Source organism: Paenibacillus sp. MAEPY2 (genome assembly GCF_000499205.1).
In the GTDB taxonomy this organism is placed as follows: Bacteria; Bacillota; Bacilli; order Paenibacillales; family Paenibacillaceae; genus Paenibacillus; species Paenibacillus vandeheii.
The window spans coordinates 253,473-270,982 of sequence record NZ_AWUK01000038.1; the positions used below are offsets into that span (position 1 = coordinate 253,473).

Sequence of the window (17,510 nt, forward strand, 5' to 3'; positions counted from 1 at the left end):
AAACATGTCACTGGGCGCGGATTGTCATAGTGGGAAATGTGTCGCTAGACGTTTTTCCTTACAATATAAAGATGGATAGGGAGCTTGATATTATGGAGGAAATTGTAGTGGGCAGCAAGCCGCTCAGCCCAAAGAAAAAACCGAAAATTCGACGGCTGACCTGGCAGAACATCAAAGCGCAGAGACAACTGATCTGGATGTCTGTTCCTTTGCTCGCGTATATTATCACCTTTTCTTATGTGCCTGTCTGGGGCTGGACAATGGCTTTTCAGGATTATAAGCCTGCGAGAAGCTTCTCCCAGCAAACCTGGGTAGGATTCAAGCATTTTCAATTTTTATTCACCGATGACAATTTCCTGCGTGTGCTGCGTAATACGCTGGCCATGAGTGTTATCAATCTAATTTTGGGATTTGTAACCGCTATTATTCTGGCCCTTCTGCTTAATGAGATCAAAAAGGTCATGTGGAAGCGGACAGTGCAAACGATCTCGTATCTGCCCCATTTTTTATCATGGATTATCGTTACTGGCATCGTAGCGACCTCTCTTGCTTCCGATGGTATTATTAATGATATTTTAATGAAGCTGCATCTCATCAATGAGCCTATTCTCTGGCTGACCGAAGGGAAATATTTCTGGGGAGTTGTTGCGGGGTCCCATGTCTGGAAGGAAGTTGGCTGGAACACGATTATTTATTTGGCAGCCATAGCCTCTATTGATCCGGCGTTGTACGAAGCTTCTGACATTGATGGAGCCAATCGCTATCAAAAAATGTGGAACATCACCTTGCCGGGAATCAAGCCTACCATTGTCATCCTGCTGATTATGTCTATCGGACATATTCTGGAAGCAGGTTTTGAGGTTCAATATTTGCTGGGCAACGGACTGGTTGTTGACTGGTCGGAGACCATTGATATCTTTGTACTCAAATACGGGATCGCCCAGGGCAACTATTCGCTCGCTACTGCCGGCGGTATATTCAAAACGGTAGTCAGCATTACCATGTTGCTCATCGCGAATTGGACCGCCAAGCGGCTTGGGGAAGAGAGGCTTTTATAATGATGAAAAAAACACCATTGTCTGGTTCTGGAAATACAGGGGCACTTTCCGTTCGCCGCCCGGGTGGCAGAGGCATCGAACCACTTCTGTTCAACACCTTCAATTCAATTTTCATGATTTTGCTGGTCATTGTAACGTTGTACCCGTTTCTGAATACGATTGTCGTTTCGTTCAATGCAGGGAACGACACCATCCGGGGGGGGCTTTATTTATGGCCCCGCGATTTCACGATGCAAAATTACAAAGCCGTATTTGCGTCAGGCACGATCTATAACGCGTTTTTGGTGTCCGTGGCGCGTACGGTTCTGTCCACTGTACTGAATATATTCCTGACCACGATGCTTGCCTACACGCTGAGCCGGCGGGATTATATTTTTCGTAAACTGATTACGACCATTTTTGTACTTACTATGTATTTCAACGCAGGGCTTATTCCGGGGTATTTCCTGATGAAGGACCTGCACTTAATCAATTCATTCTGGGTATATGTTTTACCATCGCTGATTAGTGCGTTCAACCTGATCGTTATTCGTACCTATATTTACACGATTCCCGAAAGCTTGATTGAATCAGCAAAAATCGACGGTGCGGGGGATTTCAGAATCTTCTGGAAAATCATTTTCCCACTTTGTAAGCCTGTGCTCGCAACCATCGCGCTTTTTGTTGCGGTAGGTGCGTGGAACTCGTGGTTCGATGCATTCCTGTACACATCCTCCCGTCAAGAGCTAAGCACGCTGCAATATGAATTGATGAAGCTCTTGTCTTCCAGTATGAATGCCAATAGCAATCCATCGGTAGCCAATGGTGTGGGCATGGAACATTCCACCCAAGTTACACCGATTTCAATCCGAGCCGCGATTACAATTGTTGCTTCGGTACCGATCTTGCTGGTGTATCCGTTTATGCAAAAATACTTTGTTGTGGGACTAAATGTAGGGAGCGTGAAGGAATAGATGAAACAACTCCAAACTAATACCATCTATTATGCCAACCCAATCCTTCCCGGATTCTATCCGGATCCCAGCATTGTAAAGGCGGAACAATATTTTTACCTCATTTGCAGCTCGTTTGAATATTTTCCCGGAGTGCCGATCTTTCGGAGCCGGGATCTCATTCATTGGGAGCAGATTGGCAATGTGTTAAATCGGGTCAGCCAGCTTGATTTGACCGGGCGGAAAAGTTCAGACGGCATTTATGCTCCTGTACTGCGTTACCATGAAGGAACATTTTATATGATTACGACGGATGTGAGAGGCATTGGCAATTTCTACGTTACGGCAACCGATCCTGCTGGCCCTTGGTCTGATCCGATTCGCATCCCATATGGGGGAATCGACCCATCGCTGTTTTTTGATGATGATGGCAGAGTGTACGTGACCGCTCAACAAGGCGCCGATTACGATTCTCATGCCATCCAGTACGAGATCGACATCGCCACGGGTGAGGCGCTCTCTGAGCCACAAGTTGTGTGGCATGGGGATGGCGGGCCGTGGACCGAAGGACCGCATCTGTATAAAATTAATGGTTTGTATTATATGATGTCCGCTTCTGGCGGAACGGCTAAGGAGCATCGTGAGATCATCGGCCGAAGCGATCGACTTTATGGTCCGTTTGAACGCTATCCTGATCCCATTCTGACCCATCGCCATCTGGATCATCCGATTCAGTATTTGGGTCATGCCGATCTGGTGGAGGATCACAATGGAGACTGGTGGGCCGTTTTCCTTGGCGTGCGTTTGACAGCGGATGGATATAGCGTGCTTGGACGTGAAACCTTCCTCGCACCGGTTGTTTGGAACGAGGGGTGGCCACACATTGACAACAATGAAGGACTAGTGAGTTTGGATATGAAGGTCCAACGTTTGCCAGTGGCATCGCCTTCCTTGCCCGAGAGCCATACAGCCATCATTGTCGGCCGGGAAGAATTCGACGGTGAGCTTGGGTTGCAATGGATGTTTGTGCGCAACCCGACAGAAGGAGTATGCATGCTTACGGAAAAACCAGGTTACCTGACGTTGTATGGCCAGGCGGGAAGTCTTGATGACATCGGTCAGATCACGTTTGTAGGCCGCAGGCAGCAGCATATTCATGCCAGTTTTACGACCTGCCTTTCATTCATGCCAGCTGCCGATGGAGAAGAAGCGGGATTGTGCGTTCGACGGGATGAGGACGCACATTATGAGATTGGAATTAAGCGGTTGAAAGGACGAAACGTTCTCTTTGCTCGCTTGACGGTGCGGGGAGAGTCTAACACGGTTCACGAGAGCGAGATTGTAACAGAGCGGCTATCGCTCCGAATTGAATCAACAGAGAAGGAATATAGGCTGGCTTGTTCCGAGGACGGACAGAACTGGACAGTATTGGGTTCAGGCTCGGCACAAGCCATTTCCCCGGAGGATTTTGTGCACAAAATGTGCTTTACCGGGGCGGTGGTCGGACTATATGCTACCGGAAATGGTCAGGCAAGCAGTGCACCTGCCCGATTCGACTGGTTCGAATACTCGATCTAATCCGCCAATAACAAGAGCTAAACTGCTAGTCAATTAGAAATATTAGAGGAGGGAAATCATGGGTTCATTTCGAGAAGAGGTTCCACTGAAGGACCTGTACAAGGATAGCTTTCACATTGGAGCAGCAGTGAATCCAAAGACGATCGAAAGTCAGCGTTCATTGCTTGCATATCACTTCAACAGCCTAACGGCAGAAAATGAAATGAAATTCTCCAGTGTGCATCCACAGCAGGGACTGTATACGTTTGAGGATGCGGATGTGATCGCTTCCTTTGCCAAAGAGCAAGGCATGGCGCTGCGCGGTCACACACTGGTCTGGCATAACCAGACTCCGGATTGGCTGTTCGAGAATGAAACCGGCGGACTGGTGGAGCGCGATGTATTGCTGGAGCGATTGAAGGAGCACATTCAGACCGTTGTTGGCAGATACAAGGACGTTATCTATGCATGGGACGTCGTGAACGAGGTTATTTCCGATGATGCAGATGACGAAAGCGCGCTCCTGCGTCCATCCAAATGGCTGGATATCGCCGGGGAGGATTTTATTGCCAAAGCGTTCGAATTCGCCCATGAGGCAGATCCACAGGCGCTTTTGTTCTATAACGATTATAACGAATCCAATCCGCAGAAGCGGGAACGCATCTTTCGGCTTGTTCGTTCGTTACTCGATCAAGGCGTGCCAATTCATGGTGTTGGCCTGCAGGCACACTGGAATTTGTATGATCCTTCCCTGGATGATATGCGCGCCGCGATTGAGCGGTATGCGCAGCTTGGCCTGCAGCTTCAGCTCACCGAACTGGATGTATCGGTATTTCGCTTTGAAGACAGGCGGACGGATCTAGTTCAGCCTTCGCAAGAGATGCTAGAATTGCAAGCCGAGCGATATGAATCCATCTTCCGCCTGCTTCACGAATATAAGGGACATATTAGCGCTGTAACATTCTGGGGGGCTGCCGACGATTACACCTGGCTGGACCATTTCCCGGTCCGAGGGCGGAAAAATTGGCCATTCCTGTTCGATGAATTGCATCGCCCCAAGGAAGCCTATCAGCGTGTTGCGCGAATCACTGTACCTAAGTGACATGGAGCGGAAATACCGTTTCGTTTAATCCATAGCAGTCTCGAAGAGAAACTCGGGAGTGCATATCTTTTGGAAGGAGCCATTTGTATGTCCGAATTACCTAAACCGCATCAACCTATAGTTACGCATATATTCACTGCTGATCCTTCAGCGCATGTGTTTGAGGGTCGCATTTATATTTACCCATCCCATGATCTGGATCACGACGGTCCGGTAAATGACAACGGAGATCAGTACAAGATGGAGGATTATCATGTGCTATCTATGGCGGACACGGCTTCACCCGTGACGGATCATGGCGAGGTGCTGCATGTGAGGGATGTCCCTTGGGCGTCCAGTCAGATGTGGGCACCGGATGCCGCATACAGAAAAGGTACCTATTATTTGTTTTTCCCGGCAAGGGACCATGATGGCATTTTCCGCATCGGCGTGGCTACATCGTCGTCTCCAGCAGGACCGTTCAAGCCAGAGGAGCAATATATTCAGGGCAGCTTCAGTATTGATCCCGCTGTATTCGTGGATGAGGATCAGCAGGCCTATATGCTCTTTGGTGGGCTGTGGGGGGGACAGTTGGAAAAATGGCAGACTGGAAGCTATGTGGAACAAGCGGAGGGCCCTGCTCCGGGTGCTCCGGCGATCGGCCCAAGAGTTGCAAAGCTGAGTGAAGATATGCTCTCAATGGCTTCGGAGGCGCTGGAGATATCCATCGTGGATCAGGAAGGAAATCCGCTGACCGCTGGGGACGAGAATCGCAGATATTTTGAAGGACCATGGATGCACAAATATAATGGAAAATACTATTTGTCCTATTCCACAGGAACGACGCACAAGTTGGTGTACGCCATCGGTGACAATCCCATGGGTCCGTTTACGTTCCAAGGTACCATTTTGCCGCCAGTCATGGGCTGGACAACGCATCATTCGATTGTACAATTCAAGGAAAAGTGGTATTTGTTCTATCACGATTGCTCCCTTTCCGGCGGAGTTGATTACAAGCGCTGCGTAAAATTTGCCGAGTTGACGTACAACCCGGACGGCACGATTCGCATGATTGATCCATATCCAGAGAAATAAGATGCATCATTAAACTTTAAAACTCCGTGCTTTGGCACGGAGTTTTAGTTATTTAGTTATTTAGTTTTTATTGTACAGGCAGATTGAGGCTGATTAACCTACTTGGTGCGATCCATTGAACCATACGGATTTGATCGACAAGGTATCCGAAATCGTAGTTGTTGGATCACCGTCAACGAGAATGAGATCTGCTCGCGCACCTTCGGTAATGCGGCCGCGATCGTGAAGACCAAAGCAACGGGCCGGTTTCGAAGTAGCCGACTGCAGAGCTTCGATCGGAGTGAATCCGGCCTTCACCAGCAGCTGCATTTCGTGGTGGACACTTGCCCCATGAGCAAGGCCGCCAAGATTTGGAACGGGAACCGGCGCGACATCCGTCCCTACCAAAATATCAACTCCAGCACGGTGAAGGTCCATCACATTTTTAAAGCTGTTCTCCATATTGCCTTGAGGGAACGTATTGAAGCTTGAGTTCAAAATATCAATCCAATCTGAACTTAATTTGGAATGAACACGCGGATCATTCGCCAATTCGGATGCTGGATTTCCGATAATCGATGAATTCAACACCAAGCACGGAGTAACAAATGCGCCTGAACTCGCTATAGATTTCACTAACTCGGAGGTGTACTCGGGTCTGTCGATGAACAAGTGGCCCAAACCGTCGACTCCAAAATCGATGGCTTGTTGAGAAGAAAGAGCCGTCAAGACGTGGGCGATGACCAGCTTACCGGACTTATGGGCTTCTGTCACGGCTGTTTTTAGAATCTCGTCACTCAATACAGGCAGGCCAGGTGCACCCATGACCGTTCCTTCTTCTATCATGATCTTAATATAGTCGGCTCCATTCTCGACTTGGGTATGCACATGTTTAATCGCTTCTTCCACCGTTGTCACTTGCGGTATTTCTTCATGATCGTGAGCGTAAGCGGCTAACATGGCTTCCCGGTCTGCCTCCGATAACTTCGCTAATTCCTTTAATACGAATTCCGGTATTTCATCTCCATCCGGTAGTAATTCATCCGGATGTCCGCCTGGAGCGGTGATCGCTGTGCCAGCAGAACGCACATCTGCGATGTCATTCACATTTTTTAACTGAATTTCGCGCCCTCTTTGAGTAAAATCTCCGTTCATTTCGAGTTCCGTGGTAACGCCGAATTTTAGGGCATCTCGTAATCCGCCGATCGAGGTGTGAACGTGTGCATCAATCAGACCAGGCATTAAAGTCGCATTTTCTCCATCGATAATCTTTGCATTGGCTGGAAAGTCGCCACCGACTGAAATAATAGACTCCCCTTTAATAACAACATGTCTGGGCGCAATAATTTGCTCTCCATCAAAGATTCGTACATTTGTAATCGCCGTAACTTGTTCTAACGCAGCAGTTTGAGTTAACTTCTCCATCTGAATTCCTCCTGAATGTTGTATATGAACAATTTGAATGTTAACTGTTAGTTTTCTAACTGTCAATAGACTAATGTTTTTTTTGACAAGCGAATAGGATCGCTGTATAGTTTATTTACTTACAATTAGATAACTAACAATCAAAGGGGGGACGATGATGAAATCCCGAAAGGAAACACCTTATCTGGATTTATTTCAGATTATCGGTCTTAAGTTAAAGAAAAGAGCAGACGAGAGTATAAAAGAGCTGGGGTTAAACGCTCAACAAGGAAAAGTAATTGACTATCTTTACGAGAACCAAAATAAAAATATTATCCAAATGGATCTTGCTGATCGGTTTCATTTAAGTCGGGCCAGCATTACAAGTATGCTTCAAGGTCTAGAGCAAAAAGGGTTCATCGAACGTAAAATCCCGGCCAATAATGAACGGCAAAAAAATATATACGTATTGCCAAAAGCGGTTGAACTGATTGAAGACTTTCAAGACTCTTTTCAAAAGGTGGAGGAAGAAATCGTTCAAGTCCTTACCGACGAAGAGAAGCAAGTATTAAAGAAATTGTTGATCAAAATCAATGAGACTGTATAAATCCTCTGGGGTGAAAAACAAATCATTTGACCCCGGCATAACGAGTGCAGGAGAGGAGATTTTACGTAATGCCTGCTCGAAGTTGTACCGATCGACGGGATTATAGCTAATGTCTCCACTTATTCCTGTACGTAATCTCCTTGTTACCTGAAATTTTTCTGAAAGAAGACTTGAGAGAGGGCAGGCTGGTTGCCTTACCATGGGATCTATCGGAGGTTCCTTTCCGCACAGATGCTCTGGCATTGGGAGAAATGGATTTCTCTATCAATGGCTGCCTTCATCCATACAGCAAAGAGTGAGTTGAAAACGGATAAATAGCTGGCTCATAAGAGGGTGAATGCCAAAGGCAATGCGCGTAAAAGGAAGGGTTGGCAGGACAAAACTGAACCTTAAGTCGTGCTGTTAAAAGGTCCGCTGTAAGTAGATTTAATTCTCCGTTTTACTTAAGCCATTTATACCGCTTTTTCGATATGCTAGCGGAACTAATCCTATTTGTTTGCGAAAAAGGGATGAGAAATAACTCACACTTTGAAAGCCGCAGGCCAGTGCGATTTCACTCACCGATCTTTTGGTCTCTCGCAACATCTCACAACTTTTATGAAGGCGGTATCGAATGAGATAGTTGTTGGGAGTTTGACCCACGTATTTATTAAATAAAGTACAGCAGCTGCTCCTACAAACGGCTCCTGCGGATGCGATGTCTTGAAGAGTTATTTTTTGCTCGTAGTTTTGATGAATGAATCGAGTCATTTTCTGAATATTCGTCCATAATTGCACATCTTGAATCCCCCCCACCTTCTGTTGCAAATGATCTCCCACACCAGCACATAGAGATAAAGCCTGTGAAGTTAAACGGAACGGATTTGGAGCAAAGCTATTGTGCATTTCCTCATAGATCGCTTGGATAGATGACAATATGTTTTGCTGCCAGGCGATCTCATCTGTTAGTACTAGAAAATCATCCATGTTTGGACCGAACTTCTCTCCCCAGTATGCTTGCATCAACGAAGCACCTTCCCCGATAAGAGAGGAATGAATGACTACAACTATAAATGAACAATTACTATGAGTGTGAGAAAAACCAAAATGCAAACGATGACTGTTCACAAAAATCCCAGTTCCTTGGTCTAAGCAAACGGTTTGTCCGTTAATAGAATACTCCATAGAACCTTCAAGAATGTAAATGAATTCCACATCCGAATGCCAATGAGCCGCAGCTTCAAAATTATCAAATTGATTCAAGCTCCCCTTCCGGACATACAAGGGCAACTCAGGTAGATTATAATTCAATCGTTCCGATAAATCAGAAAATACTTCTAAATTTTTCATAAAACAAAATGCCTCCGACGAATATACGATTTTGACAAAATTATAGCAAATATTTATGGAAAGGACAATGATTTTATCCTATCTTGATAATATGGAGATCAACAGAGAGGGGTGGATAGGTGAAAAAACGTGTACCGTTAACTGCTCCTATGACTCGGAATTTTAATAAGGAATTAATTACTCTTGTCATTCCGATTGCATTACAGAATCTAATCTCAGCCACAGTCATATCAGCTGATGTAGTTATGCTGGGAATGATTAGCCAATCTACAATGTCGGCTGTATCTCTAGCCGGACAAATTACCTTTGCATTGACCTTGTTTTACATGGGGATGTCTGCGGGGGCAGGAATTCTAACCGCACAATATTGGGGGAGGAAAGATGTACAAACCATCCAGCGTATTCTTAGCACTACCTGCATGTTCTCCTTTAGCATCTCCATTTTGTTTTTCTTCGTATCTTTTGTATATCCTGAATCGTTAATGCGATTTTTCACAAATGATGTTGAGTTAATTCAGTATGGTTCATTATTTTTAAAGATGAATTCGTTTTCTTATCTTGCGATGGGCATTTCACAAATGTATCTCAGCGTGATTCGAAGTATGGAGAATGCAAGATTAAGTGCTTGGATTAGTTCATTATGTTTAATTTTAAACATTTTGTTTAATGCGTTATGCATCTTTGTCCTTTTTCCAGACAGACCTCTAATGGCGATTGCGGCGGTGGCTCTTTGTACAGTTTTAGCTCGGTTTATTGAATTGGCCTGCTGTGTTATTTATTCCGTGACAAGAGGATCGATTCGGTTTCGTTTCCCGATACGTGATGGCATTCAACGCAATCTCCTCAAGGATTTCCTGAAATACACCATGCCTGTACAGGGCAATTATATTGTTTGGGGAGGTGCACTAACGGCGACTGCTGCAATTATTGGACATGTAAGTGCTGATATGGTGGCAGCGAATTCAGTTGCATCCGTAGTTAAGAATTTAACCATTGTACTGTGTGGAGGTATTGCTAGTGGAGGTTCTATACTGGTTGGAAAATATCTAGGGAAAGGGGAGATCGAGAAAGCCAAACAGGTGGGAAACAGAATGAATCTATATGCTGTACTATTTGGAATAATAGCAGGGGTCACAATTATCCTGATAAAACCGCTTGTTTTTACCGTAGTAAATCTAAATGTCATTTCTCAAAGCTACCTGGATGGAATGTTATATATTAGTGCATTTTATTGTATTGCCAAATCCGTTAATGCAACCAATATATCGGGAATATTCACTGCAGGAGGTGACTCTAAATTTGGCTTTTGGTGTGATTCAATTGTAATGTGGGGCATTATTTTGCCGCTTGGCTATTTCTGTGCTTTTGTATGGAACGTATCCCCCCTTGTATTATATATCGTTATCAGTTTGGATGAGTTCATTAAGTTACCCTTGGCATTCATTCGTTACCGACAATACAAATGGCTAAATAACATTACAAGGACTTTTTCACCAGTAGCTTAAGAAATATGCGATCAAAGAATGTACGGTCAACTAAAAGAAATAGATTAAAGGCAGAGGGGACAAAGGCATGAATATTATAGAACGAATGGCAAATCGGCAACTGTTTACGGATCATGATGCGAATTATCCAAAGGAAGCATCGGATCTGGCTCGTGCGCGTCAACGAGGAAAGGCACTATGTTATGAGATCAATCGTTTACATCCCGATGATATTGAAATGCGCAAGACGCTGATGGCACAGCTTTTCGGTAGTATTGGTGAACATGTTTGGATGGAGCCTCCTATTCGGATGTCATACGGATCAAACACTACGGTAGGCAATAATGTCTATATCAACTTTAATTTAACTGTTGTCGATGACTATAAAGTGACGATTGGAAATGATGTTATGTTTGGTCCAAATGTTACGATTGCGGTAACCAATCATCCCGTACACCCAGAAAAACGTAAAGAAGGTGGGATGTTTGCTTTGCCCGTAGTTATCGAGGATGGCGTATGGATCGGTAGCTGTGTTGTGATTGTACCAGGAGTCACTATCGGTGCTGGAAGTGTGATCGGAGCAGGAAGCGTGGTAACCAAAGATATTCCTAGCAACGTAATTGCTGTTGGAAATCCTTGCAGAGTCCTTCGTGAAATCACGGATCATGACAGAGAGTATTACTATAAAAACATGCGTTTCGACCAAGTGGAATGGTAATGGATAACCAAGCAAATCATGAAATTTAACTTGGCCGACTAGACGCTACCTGGCAAGGAGAGAAAATGGGAGAATGATGCCACTCATGGTTGAAATCATTATATCAGTATGTATTTTGATTGGATTATATTTTGTAATAGGTAGGTTATTGGAATCCCCGCGTGTTGTCCGTTACGCAGAGCATATAGAAGAACAATTTGAAAAAAATCTTTATGAAGACAACCCAAATTGAATAATAAGGTATAGGAACTATAGGATTAAAATTGCTGTTATCCCCTTTTCGTAGACAAGATAAAAAAGACATCTGTTAAGATGGACTTGATCTTGCTGAGCAGAGGGGGTTTTTTCATGAAAAAAAAGGAAAAACCTATAAATGGTGCCGAAAGGGTCGGCTCGCATATGGATTGAACGAACACGATGACATTCAAAATAAGTGGAATAGGGTGGAAACATGGATAAAGGATTTACATTAGCTAGTCAACTACTAACGCTGCTGGATACGGAACAAAGATGGTTTACCTTAGCCGAAGTTGAAAAAAGTTTAGGGGTCTCAGATAAAACAATACGTAAGATGGTTGAGGAAATCAGCAAGCAATTGCCCCCGACTGTAACTATAGAAGTTTCTAGAGGAAAGGGAATCGTTCTTCTGCGTGATGGGCGAAGTGAGACGATGAGTGAAGTGATTTCTTCGATGTTCAGACAAACTATTTTTTATCGACTGATGAATGTTTTGTTCACGAATGTGGACCGACTGTCCGTGGAGGAGCTTGCCGGAGTCATGTTTATGAGCACCTCATCTTTGAAGAAACTGATTGTGCAATTAAATAATAATGATCTAAAAGCTTATAAGTTACGCATTACGTATTCAACCCCTATGATCAAAGGGAATGAAATGAATATTCGATATTTTTATTGGAAGTTGTATTGCGATGCGTATGAGTTTACAGGATGGCCTTTTGCGAATGTCGATTATGATTACATCAATCAGTTGATCACAAATATAGAGAATGAGAAAAACATCGTATATTTTATCAATTCCAAAAGGAGACTTTCCTTTTTGCTGGCCATTGTTATAGAAAGAGTCTTTCAAGGGAAATTCGTAAACATCGACGAAAGTGCTTACCCCTGGGAAAAGGGGATGTTTTATATGCCTGTGAAGACCCTTGCCAAAAGTCTTGAAGAGAAGCTTTCCATTGATTTTCCCAAAAGTGAAATCTACTTTATGCAATCCCTGGTTAGTCTCAGCCAATATCATTATTATGAAGGATCAGAAATAACGCCCAGGAAAGAAGTCGAATTACATAAAGATAAAGAGGAATATCAAATGGGTAATCTGCTCCTAAGTCTATTGGCAAAGGTATACCCCAATTTGGAGATGGAAGAACGATTTATATTGGAGATATACGCGTTCTTTGACAAGTTATTAATCGATAATGCAATTTCTGAATGGATGATGATTTCCAAAAGTAATTTAACGGCATATGTTCAAAATGAATGCCAGCAGCTGTATCAGGAACTGCAAACCTGCATGCAAACATGGGGCAAAGCTTACCCTGCCGTCATGTACAATCATTTTCATTTAACCAAGCTAACCTTAATGGTTCGTTCAAGTTTACGTTATAAAAGGAAAAGGGCCTTCCTAGTAATCGGAGAAGAATTTTCAATTCGTCATTACATAGCGGATTTGATCAAGAAGGAAATTGGGGATCAGCTGGTCATCAATACGTCCATAATGAAAGGGCTCTCTGACGAAATGATGCAGCAACACCAGATTGATTTTGTCATTAGTAATATTCCGGTTTCATTGCAGACCGTGCCTGTTGTTATTATCTCTACGATCCCGTCCAAAAGAGATCTGGACAATATACGTAAAGAGTTGCTTTTATAATTTGACCAATTATTTCCCTTACCCTCCGTAAGATTTTGGTCTAGTTTGTTATGACAAAAAATCTTATGCTCAATGTACTTTCCGAACTGATTTTCTAGGCATGCAGAAGAGATGTCGGTAAGCCTGAGTTCAATATTGAGAGTAGGGGGCAGAAATATGAGTAGGCATCTAGGCGCGAAAAAAGGAGAAATAGCGGACATCGTTTTGCTTCCGGGAGATCCTTTGCGTGCAAAATTCGTAGCAGAACACTTTTTAGATGAGACGATTTGTTATAACGAAGTAAGAGGTATGTATGGGTACACCGGATTGTACAAGGGCATACCGGTGTCGGTTCAAGGGACAGGAATGGGAAATCCATCGATGAGTATCTATGCAACGGAATTGATCGTCGATTATGAAGTTAAGAAATTGATTCGTATCGGTACATGTGGCGCCATGCAGAAAGAAATTAATATCCGCGATATTGTAATCGCTCAAGCCGTGTCTTCAGATAGTAATATGACGGATAAGATCTTCCATGGCTGTAATTATGCACCTACGGCAGATTTCTCATTGTTAATGAAAGCGTATCAACAAGCACAAGCTAAACAGGTAAGTGTCTTTGTGGGTAACATCTATAATTCCGATGAATTCTATCGTGAGAACTTAGATCGTCTTCACAAGTTTATGGATTTTGGTGTATTAGCGGTCGAAATGGAAAGCACAGCCCTCTATACTACAGCCGCTAAATATGGTGTAAAAGCCCTATCCATTTTGACAGTAGGCAGTCAACTGTTAACACAGGAGCACTTAACTCATCAAGACAGTGAGCAATCCTTTTATGAAATGGTCGAAATAGCACTTAACACAGCCATTGAGAGCTAATTTATCGATATGAGGATTCCAAAAAAATGTACCGATAATTTGGAGGGTTAAACATGCATTATCTAATTTCTGTTGTCGGTCTGATTATGGTTCTATTGCTGGCATGGCTTGCGAGTAATAATAAGCGGAAAATTAAATATCGTCCTATCATTATTATGATTGTTATTCAGATAGGCTTGGGATTAATTATACTAAAAACGAGTATAGGCGAATTTTTAATTAAAGGTTTTGCCGATAGTTTTTCGAAATTACTTGGATATGCCAACGAAGGAACGAACTTTGTTTTTGGCGGGATGGCGAATGAAGGAGCACATACATTCTTCCTGTATGTTTTGATGCCTATCGTTTTTATGTCAGCATTAATAGGGATTCTGCAACATTACAAAATACTGCCATTCATTATAAAGTATATTGGTCTGGTGCTAAGTAAAGTAAATGGCATGGGGAAATTGGAATCTTATAATGCGGTTGCAGCCGCAATTGTAGGACAAAATGAAGTATTTATTTCGGTGAAAAATCAACTTGGTTTATTACCAAAGCATCGCTTGTATACATTATGTGCATCTGCAATGTCGACAGTATCGATGTCCATTGTTGGTTCATATATGACGATGCTCGAACCTAGGTATGTAGTGGCTGCATTAATATTAAACCTATTTGGCGGCTTTATCATTGCATCCATCATTAATCCGTATGAAGTTACAGCTGAAGAAGATATTGTTGAAGTCCAGGAAGAGGAGAAACAAACGTTTTTTGAAATGCTGGGCGAATATATTATGGACGGCTTTAAAGTAGCCATCGTGGTTGGGGTCATGTTAGTTGGTTTTGTCGGGATTATTGCCTTGATTAACGGGGTCTTCAGTGGCATATTTGGCATCTCGTTCCAAGGAGTTCTAGGGTATGTGTTTGCACCCATTGCCTTTATGATCGGTGTGCCATGGCATGAAGCTGTTCATGCCGGTAGTATCATGGCAACGAAATTGGTTGCGAATGAATTTGTAGCTATGCTTGACTTTGTTAAGATCCAAGATGGTTTAAGTGGCCGTACTACAGCCATTGTCTCCGTTTTTCTAATCTCATTTGCTAACTTTGGGTCCATTGGTACAATCGTAGGTGCAGTGAAAGGACTGAATGAGAAACAAGGGAATATTGTTGCCCGGTTTGGATTGAAGCTGTTATATGGGGCAACTCTTGTAAGCGTTTTATCGGCCATAATTATCGGTATTATATTTTAGGTGAACCAACTCGAAATGGAGCTGTTGTTTAAAGAATCAAGTTCTTGCCCCAAACTGAGGACAAGAACTTGGTCCTAATCATTAAACTCAACAAATACACACGGGAAAAATACCATCAAATGATAGCCTCTCCATATCCTACAGGTTGTTCCTCAGATGTCCTTGATGGATGCGGCTTGCGAAATTCTTTCGCGAATGGCTTCTTCAGTTCGTGGGACAAGAAAATCTACCATCATTTCCGCGTTTTCTTGCACTTCCTCAATGAAAGGACGGAAACTCTTATTATATTCTTGGAACGCAAGCTCAAAATTCCCATCGTTTTTTTGGAAAGCATCAGCCAAGGCTGCCGCCCCATCTATCGCCAGTGATCCACCCATGCCAGCAGCCGGAGAGGCGCAGTATCCAGCATCACCGACTAGCGCTACCCTGCCTTTTGTCCACGACGGCATTTTCATTTGGCACAGTTTGTCAAAGTAAAAAGTTTTCGAGTTCTTCACTTCTTCCAGCAATTCCGGCGTTCGCCAGCCTAGTCCAGAAAATTGATTCAAAATGATATCCCGTTGCTGTTCTTCGTTTCGGTAATCGTAGGGGAGCTCCTTCTCCGAAGAAAAACATAGGACAATATCGGTTTTATTGTTATAGGTGTTCAGCATGATCGCTTTGCCCGGCTCGTTGTACATCTGTGTCGTATTCTCCCTGATCAACACCTTATCCACGATCGTGATAGAGAAATAACTTTTAAGAAAATGCGAAAATTTCGTCTCCTCTCCGAAGCATAATTTTCTGACCGCCGAATGAATACCATCACAGCCGAATACCAGGTCATACGAGCGCTTTTGTCCTCCTTTGAAAGCTACCTCAACGCCATTATTTTCTTCCTTCAATGATGTAATGCTATCTCCGAAAATAAACTCAACGTCATCTTTGACAGCCTCGAACATAATATCCAGCAATACATCTCGCTCGATTTCATATTCATCTTCTGCCAGCTGCTCACGGATTTCGAATCGTTCTGTGACATCATCGGCATTTTTGAATTCCATCAATTCCATGTCTATTTTGTTCGACTGGATTTGGCCTAGCAGCCCCATACGTTTCACGATGTCGACCGTATGTTCACGAATATTTACAGGTGTGCCGCCTTTTTTAAGACCTTCAGCAATCTCAACAACGGTCACGTTGTAGCCAAACTGCTTCATCCAGTAGGCTGTTGAGATGCCGGCAAAGCTCGCCCCGCTGACGAGGATGTTTTTTTTCATATTCGTTCCTCCCGTGATCCATAATATTTCTAATGATTTTGTATAGAGTAAAATAGCTTTATGAACTGGAAATGAACAGATCGTGCAGAATAAGGCGTTGACCTTTTCATCACGAAAAACTTTAGAAATGAATATCTATCTTTAAAGATTGTTATAGTTATTCCATTTACATCCATATAGAATGAAAACACCAAACATGTAAGCGCTTTATATTTTTGCTGCCGCAAGAGTATCTACTCGTTTTTTTTTGGGGATCGCTTGCCCAAACTTCGACATGTTTGAAATCATTCATGGAGGTGTGTGATGAAGAGGAAGTCTTGGTACACGTTGGTAGTGGCAGGTGTGGTATCGTTGTTTATTTCGGTAAGTGCTTTTGCAAGTTATGTTTTTTGGGAACCATTAACTTATTTTAACCCGGAAACATGGCAAAAGGCAGATGGCTACTCCAACGGAGATATGTTCAACTGCACGTGGCGCGCCAACAATGTCAATTTTACGAATGATGGAAAGCTCAAGCTGGGTTTGACAAGTTCTGCATACAACAAGTTTGATTGCGGGGAGTACCGTTCGACTAATAATTACGGATATGGGCTTTATGAAGTCAGCATGAAACCTGCCAAAAATACAGGCATAGTTTCCTCCTTTTTTACGTACACAGGACCTGCTCATGGCACGCAATGGGACGAAATTGATATTGAATTTTTAGGAAAAGACACGACCAAAGTGCAATTTAATTATTTTACAAATGGGGTGGGTGGTCATGAAAAGGTTATTAACCTTGGCTTTGATGCATCACAGGGGTTTCATACCTATGCTTTCGACTGGCAACCAGGGTATATCAAGTGGTATGTTGATGGCGTATTAAAGCATACCGCAACCAGCAATATCCCCGTAACACCAGGTAAAATTATGATGAATATATGGAATGGAACCGGGGTTGATAGCTGGTTAGGTCCTTATAATGGTGCCAATCCATTGTACGCAGAGTACGACTGGGTTAAATATACGAGTAATTAGCTA

At 43.3% G+C, this 17,510-nt stretch carries 16 protein-coding genes; 13 read left to right on the plus strand and 3 right to left on the minus strand.

The features are described from left to right. The first annotated feature begins 92 nt into the window (after positions 1 to 92). From P364_RS0128265 to P364_RS0128285, 5 genes are all read left to right on the plus strand, one after another. On the plus strand, positions 93 to 1,058 hold the full coding sequence (locus P364_RS0128265; RefSeq protein WP_024633391.1) for an ABC transporter permease: 966 nt from the start codon (positions 93 to 95) through the stop codon (positions 1,056 to 1,058). Further along, on the plus strand, positions 1,058 to 2,011 hold the full coding sequence (locus tag P364_RS0128270) for a carbohydrate ABC transporter permease (protein WP_024633392.1): 954 nt from the start codon (positions 1,058 to 1,060) through the stop codon (positions 2,009 to 2,011). Before P364_RS0128265 ends, P364_RS0128270 begins: the two co-directional genes overlap by 1 nt. Further along, positions 2,012 to 3,568, plus strand: coding sequence for a glycoside hydrolase family 43 protein (locus P364_RS0128275; RefSeq protein ID WP_029881370.1), 1,557 nt, complete (start codon positions 2,012 to 2,014; stop codon positions 3,566 to 3,568). A 58-nt stretch (positions 3,569 to 3,626) separates the two neighbouring features. Beyond that, positions 3,627 to 4,649 (plus strand): endo-1,4-beta-xylanase, encoded by a 1,023-nt coding sequence (locus P364_RS0128280; protein WP_024633394.1) that lies wholly within the window; start codon positions 3,627 to 3,629, stop codon positions 4,647 to 4,649. Between the two features lie 87 nt (positions 4,650 to 4,736). Continuing rightward, the gene (locus tag P364_RS0128285; RefSeq protein ID WP_024633395.1) at positions 4,737 to 5,723 is read left to right on the plus strand and encodes a glycoside hydrolase family 43 protein; all 987 of its coding nucleotides are present in this window, start codon (positions 4,737 to 4,739) and stop codon (positions 5,721 to 5,723) included. A 93-nt stretch (positions 5,724 to 5,816) separates the two neighbouring features. Here the strand turns inward: P364_RS0128285 and P364_RS0128290 are convergent, their stop codons facing one another. Then, complete coding sequence (locus tag P364_RS0128290; protein WP_024633396.1) at positions 5,817 to 7,127, minus strand: amidohydrolase family protein; 1,311 nt, start codon at positions 7,125 to 7,127, stop codon at positions 5,817 to 5,819. A 157-nt stretch (positions 7,128 to 7,284) separates the two neighbouring features. On the opposite strand from P364_RS0128290, the gene P364_RS0128295 reads away from it, so the two are divergent. Then, positions 7,285 to 7,713, plus strand: coding sequence for a MarR family winged helix-turn-helix transcriptional regulator (locus tag P364_RS0128295; RefSeq protein WP_024633397.1), 429 nt, complete (start codon positions 7,285 to 7,287; stop codon positions 7,711 to 7,713). A gap of 426 nt (positions 7,714 to 8,139) precedes the next feature. On the opposite strand, the gene P364_RS0128300 is transcribed toward P364_RS0128295, so the two are convergent. Then, a complete protein-coding gene (locus P364_RS0128300; protein WP_024633398.1) occupies positions 8,140 to 9,042 on the minus strand; it encodes an AraC family transcriptional regulator in 903 nt (300 codons plus the stop codon). A gap of 119 nt (positions 9,043 to 9,161) precedes the next feature. Between P364_RS0128300 and P364_RS0128305 the strand changes: the two genes are divergently transcribed. The 6 genes from P364_RS0128305 to P364_RS0128330 all read left to right on the plus strand — a co-directional run bounded on the left by P364_RS0128305 (position 9,162) and on the right by P364_RS0128330 (position 15,231). Next, the gene (locus P364_RS0128305) at positions 9,162 to 10,547 is read left to right on the plus strand and encodes an MATE family efflux transporter (protein ID WP_024633399.1); all 1,386 of its coding nucleotides are present in this window, start codon (positions 9,162 to 9,164) and stop codon (positions 10,545 to 10,547) included. A gap of 67 nt (positions 10,548 to 10,614) precedes the next feature. After that, positions 10,615 to 11,244 (plus strand): DapH/DapD/GlmU-related protein, encoded by a 630-nt coding sequence (locus P364_RS0128310; RefSeq protein WP_024633400.1) that lies wholly within the window; start codon positions 10,615 to 10,617, stop codon positions 11,242 to 11,244. 85 nt (positions 11,245 to 11,329) lie between these two features. Next, entirely contained in the window at positions 11,330 to 11,476 is a 147-nt protein-coding gene (locus P364_RS37660) for a hypothetical protein (protein WP_161634216.1), read from the plus strand. 219 nt (positions 11,477 to 11,695) lie between these two features. Next, positions 11,696 to 13,132 carry a helix-turn-helix domain-containing protein gene (locus tag P364_RS0128320; protein ID WP_024633401.1) on the plus strand — a complete coding sequence of 479 codons (1,437 nt, stop codon included), beginning with the start codon at positions 11,696 to 11,698 and terminating at the stop codon, positions 13,130 to 13,132. Between the two features lie 156 nt (positions 13,133 to 13,288). Then, positions 13,289 to 13,996, plus strand: a complete 708-nt coding sequence (deoD, locus tag P364_RS0128325) for a purine-nucleoside phosphorylase (RefSeq protein ID WP_024633402.1) — start codon at positions 13,289 to 13,291, stop codon at positions 13,994 to 13,996. 53 nt (positions 13,997 to 14,049) lie between these two features. Beyond that, entirely contained in the window at positions 14,050 to 15,231 is a 1,182-nt protein-coding gene (locus tag P364_RS0128330; protein WP_024633403.1) for a NupC/NupG family nucleoside CNT transporter, read from the plus strand. Between the two features lie 152 nt (positions 15,232 to 15,383). Here the strand turns inward: P364_RS0128330 and P364_RS0128335 are convergent, their stop codons facing one another. Further along, complete coding sequence (locus P364_RS0128335; RefSeq protein ID WP_024633404.1) at positions 15,384 to 16,490, minus strand: FAD-dependent monooxygenase; 1,107 nt, start codon at positions 16,488 to 16,490, stop codon at positions 15,384 to 15,386. 303 nt (positions 16,491 to 16,793) lie between these two features. Between P364_RS0128335 and bglS the strand changes: the two genes are divergently transcribed. Further along, positions 16,794 to 17,507, plus strand: coding sequence for a beta-glucanase (gene bglS, locus P364_RS0128340; protein ID WP_024633405.1), 714 nt, complete (start codon positions 16,794 to 16,796; stop codon positions 17,505 to 17,507). Positions 17,508 to 17,510 lie beyond the last annotated feature (3 nt).

Bases quoted from the DNA above. Each gene is read 5' to 3' on its own strand.
- P364_RS0128265 (WP_024633391.1), top strand. From the start codon at position 93: ATGGAGGAAATTGTAGTGGGCAGCAAGCCGCTCAGCCCAAAGAAAAAA.
- P364_RS0128270 (WP_024633392.1), top strand. From the start codon at position 1,058: ATGATGAAAAAAACACCATTGTCTGGTTCTGGAAATACAGGGGCACTT.
- P364_RS0128275 (WP_029881370.1), top strand. From the start codon at position 2,012: ATGAAACAACTCCAAACTAATACCATCTATTATGCCAACCCAATCCTT.
- P364_RS0128280 (WP_024633394.1), top strand. From the start codon at position 3,627: ATGGGTTCATTTCGAGAAGAGGTTCCACTGAAGGACCTGTACAAGGAT.
- P364_RS0128285 (WP_024633395.1), top strand. From the start codon at position 4,737: ATGTCCGAATTACCTAAACCGCATCAACCTATAGTTACGCATATATTC.
- P364_RS0128290 (WP_024633396.1), bottom strand. From the start codon at position 7,127: ATGGAGAAGTTAACTCAAACTGCTGCGTTAGAACAAGTTACGGCGATT.
- P364_RS0128295 (WP_024633397.1), top strand. From the start codon at position 7,285: ATGAAATCCCGAAAGGAAACACCTTATCTGGATTTATTTCAGATTATC.
- P364_RS0128300 (WP_024633398.1), bottom strand. From the start codon at position 9,042: ATGAAAAATTTAGAAGTATTTTCTGATTTATCGGAACGATTGAATTAT.
- P364_RS0128310 (WP_024633400.1), top strand. From the start codon at position 10,615: ATGAATATTATAGAACGAATGGCAAATCGGCAACTGTTTACGGATCAT.
- P364_RS37660 (WP_161634216.1), top strand. From the start codon at position 11,330: ATGGTTGAAATCATTATATCAGTATGTATTTTGATTGGATTATATTTT.
- P364_RS0128320 (WP_024633401.1), top strand. From the start codon at position 11,696: ATGGATAAAGGATTTACATTAGCTAGTCAACTACTAACGCTGCTGGAT.
- deoD (WP_024633402.1), top strand. From the start codon at position 13,289: ATGAGTAGGCATCTAGGCGCGAAAAAAGGAGAAATAGCGGACATCGTT.
- P364_RS0128330 (WP_024633403.1), top strand. From the start codon at position 14,050: ATGCATTATCTAATTTCTGTTGTCGGTCTGATTATGGTTCTATTGCTG.
- P364_RS0128335 (WP_024633404.1), bottom strand. From the start codon at position 16,490: ATGAAAAAAAACATCCTCGTCAGCGGGGCGAGCTTTGCCGGCATCTCA.
- bglS (WP_024633405.1), top strand. From the start codon at position 16,794: ATGAAGAGGAAGTCTTGGTACACGTTGGTAGTGGCAGGTGTGGTATCG.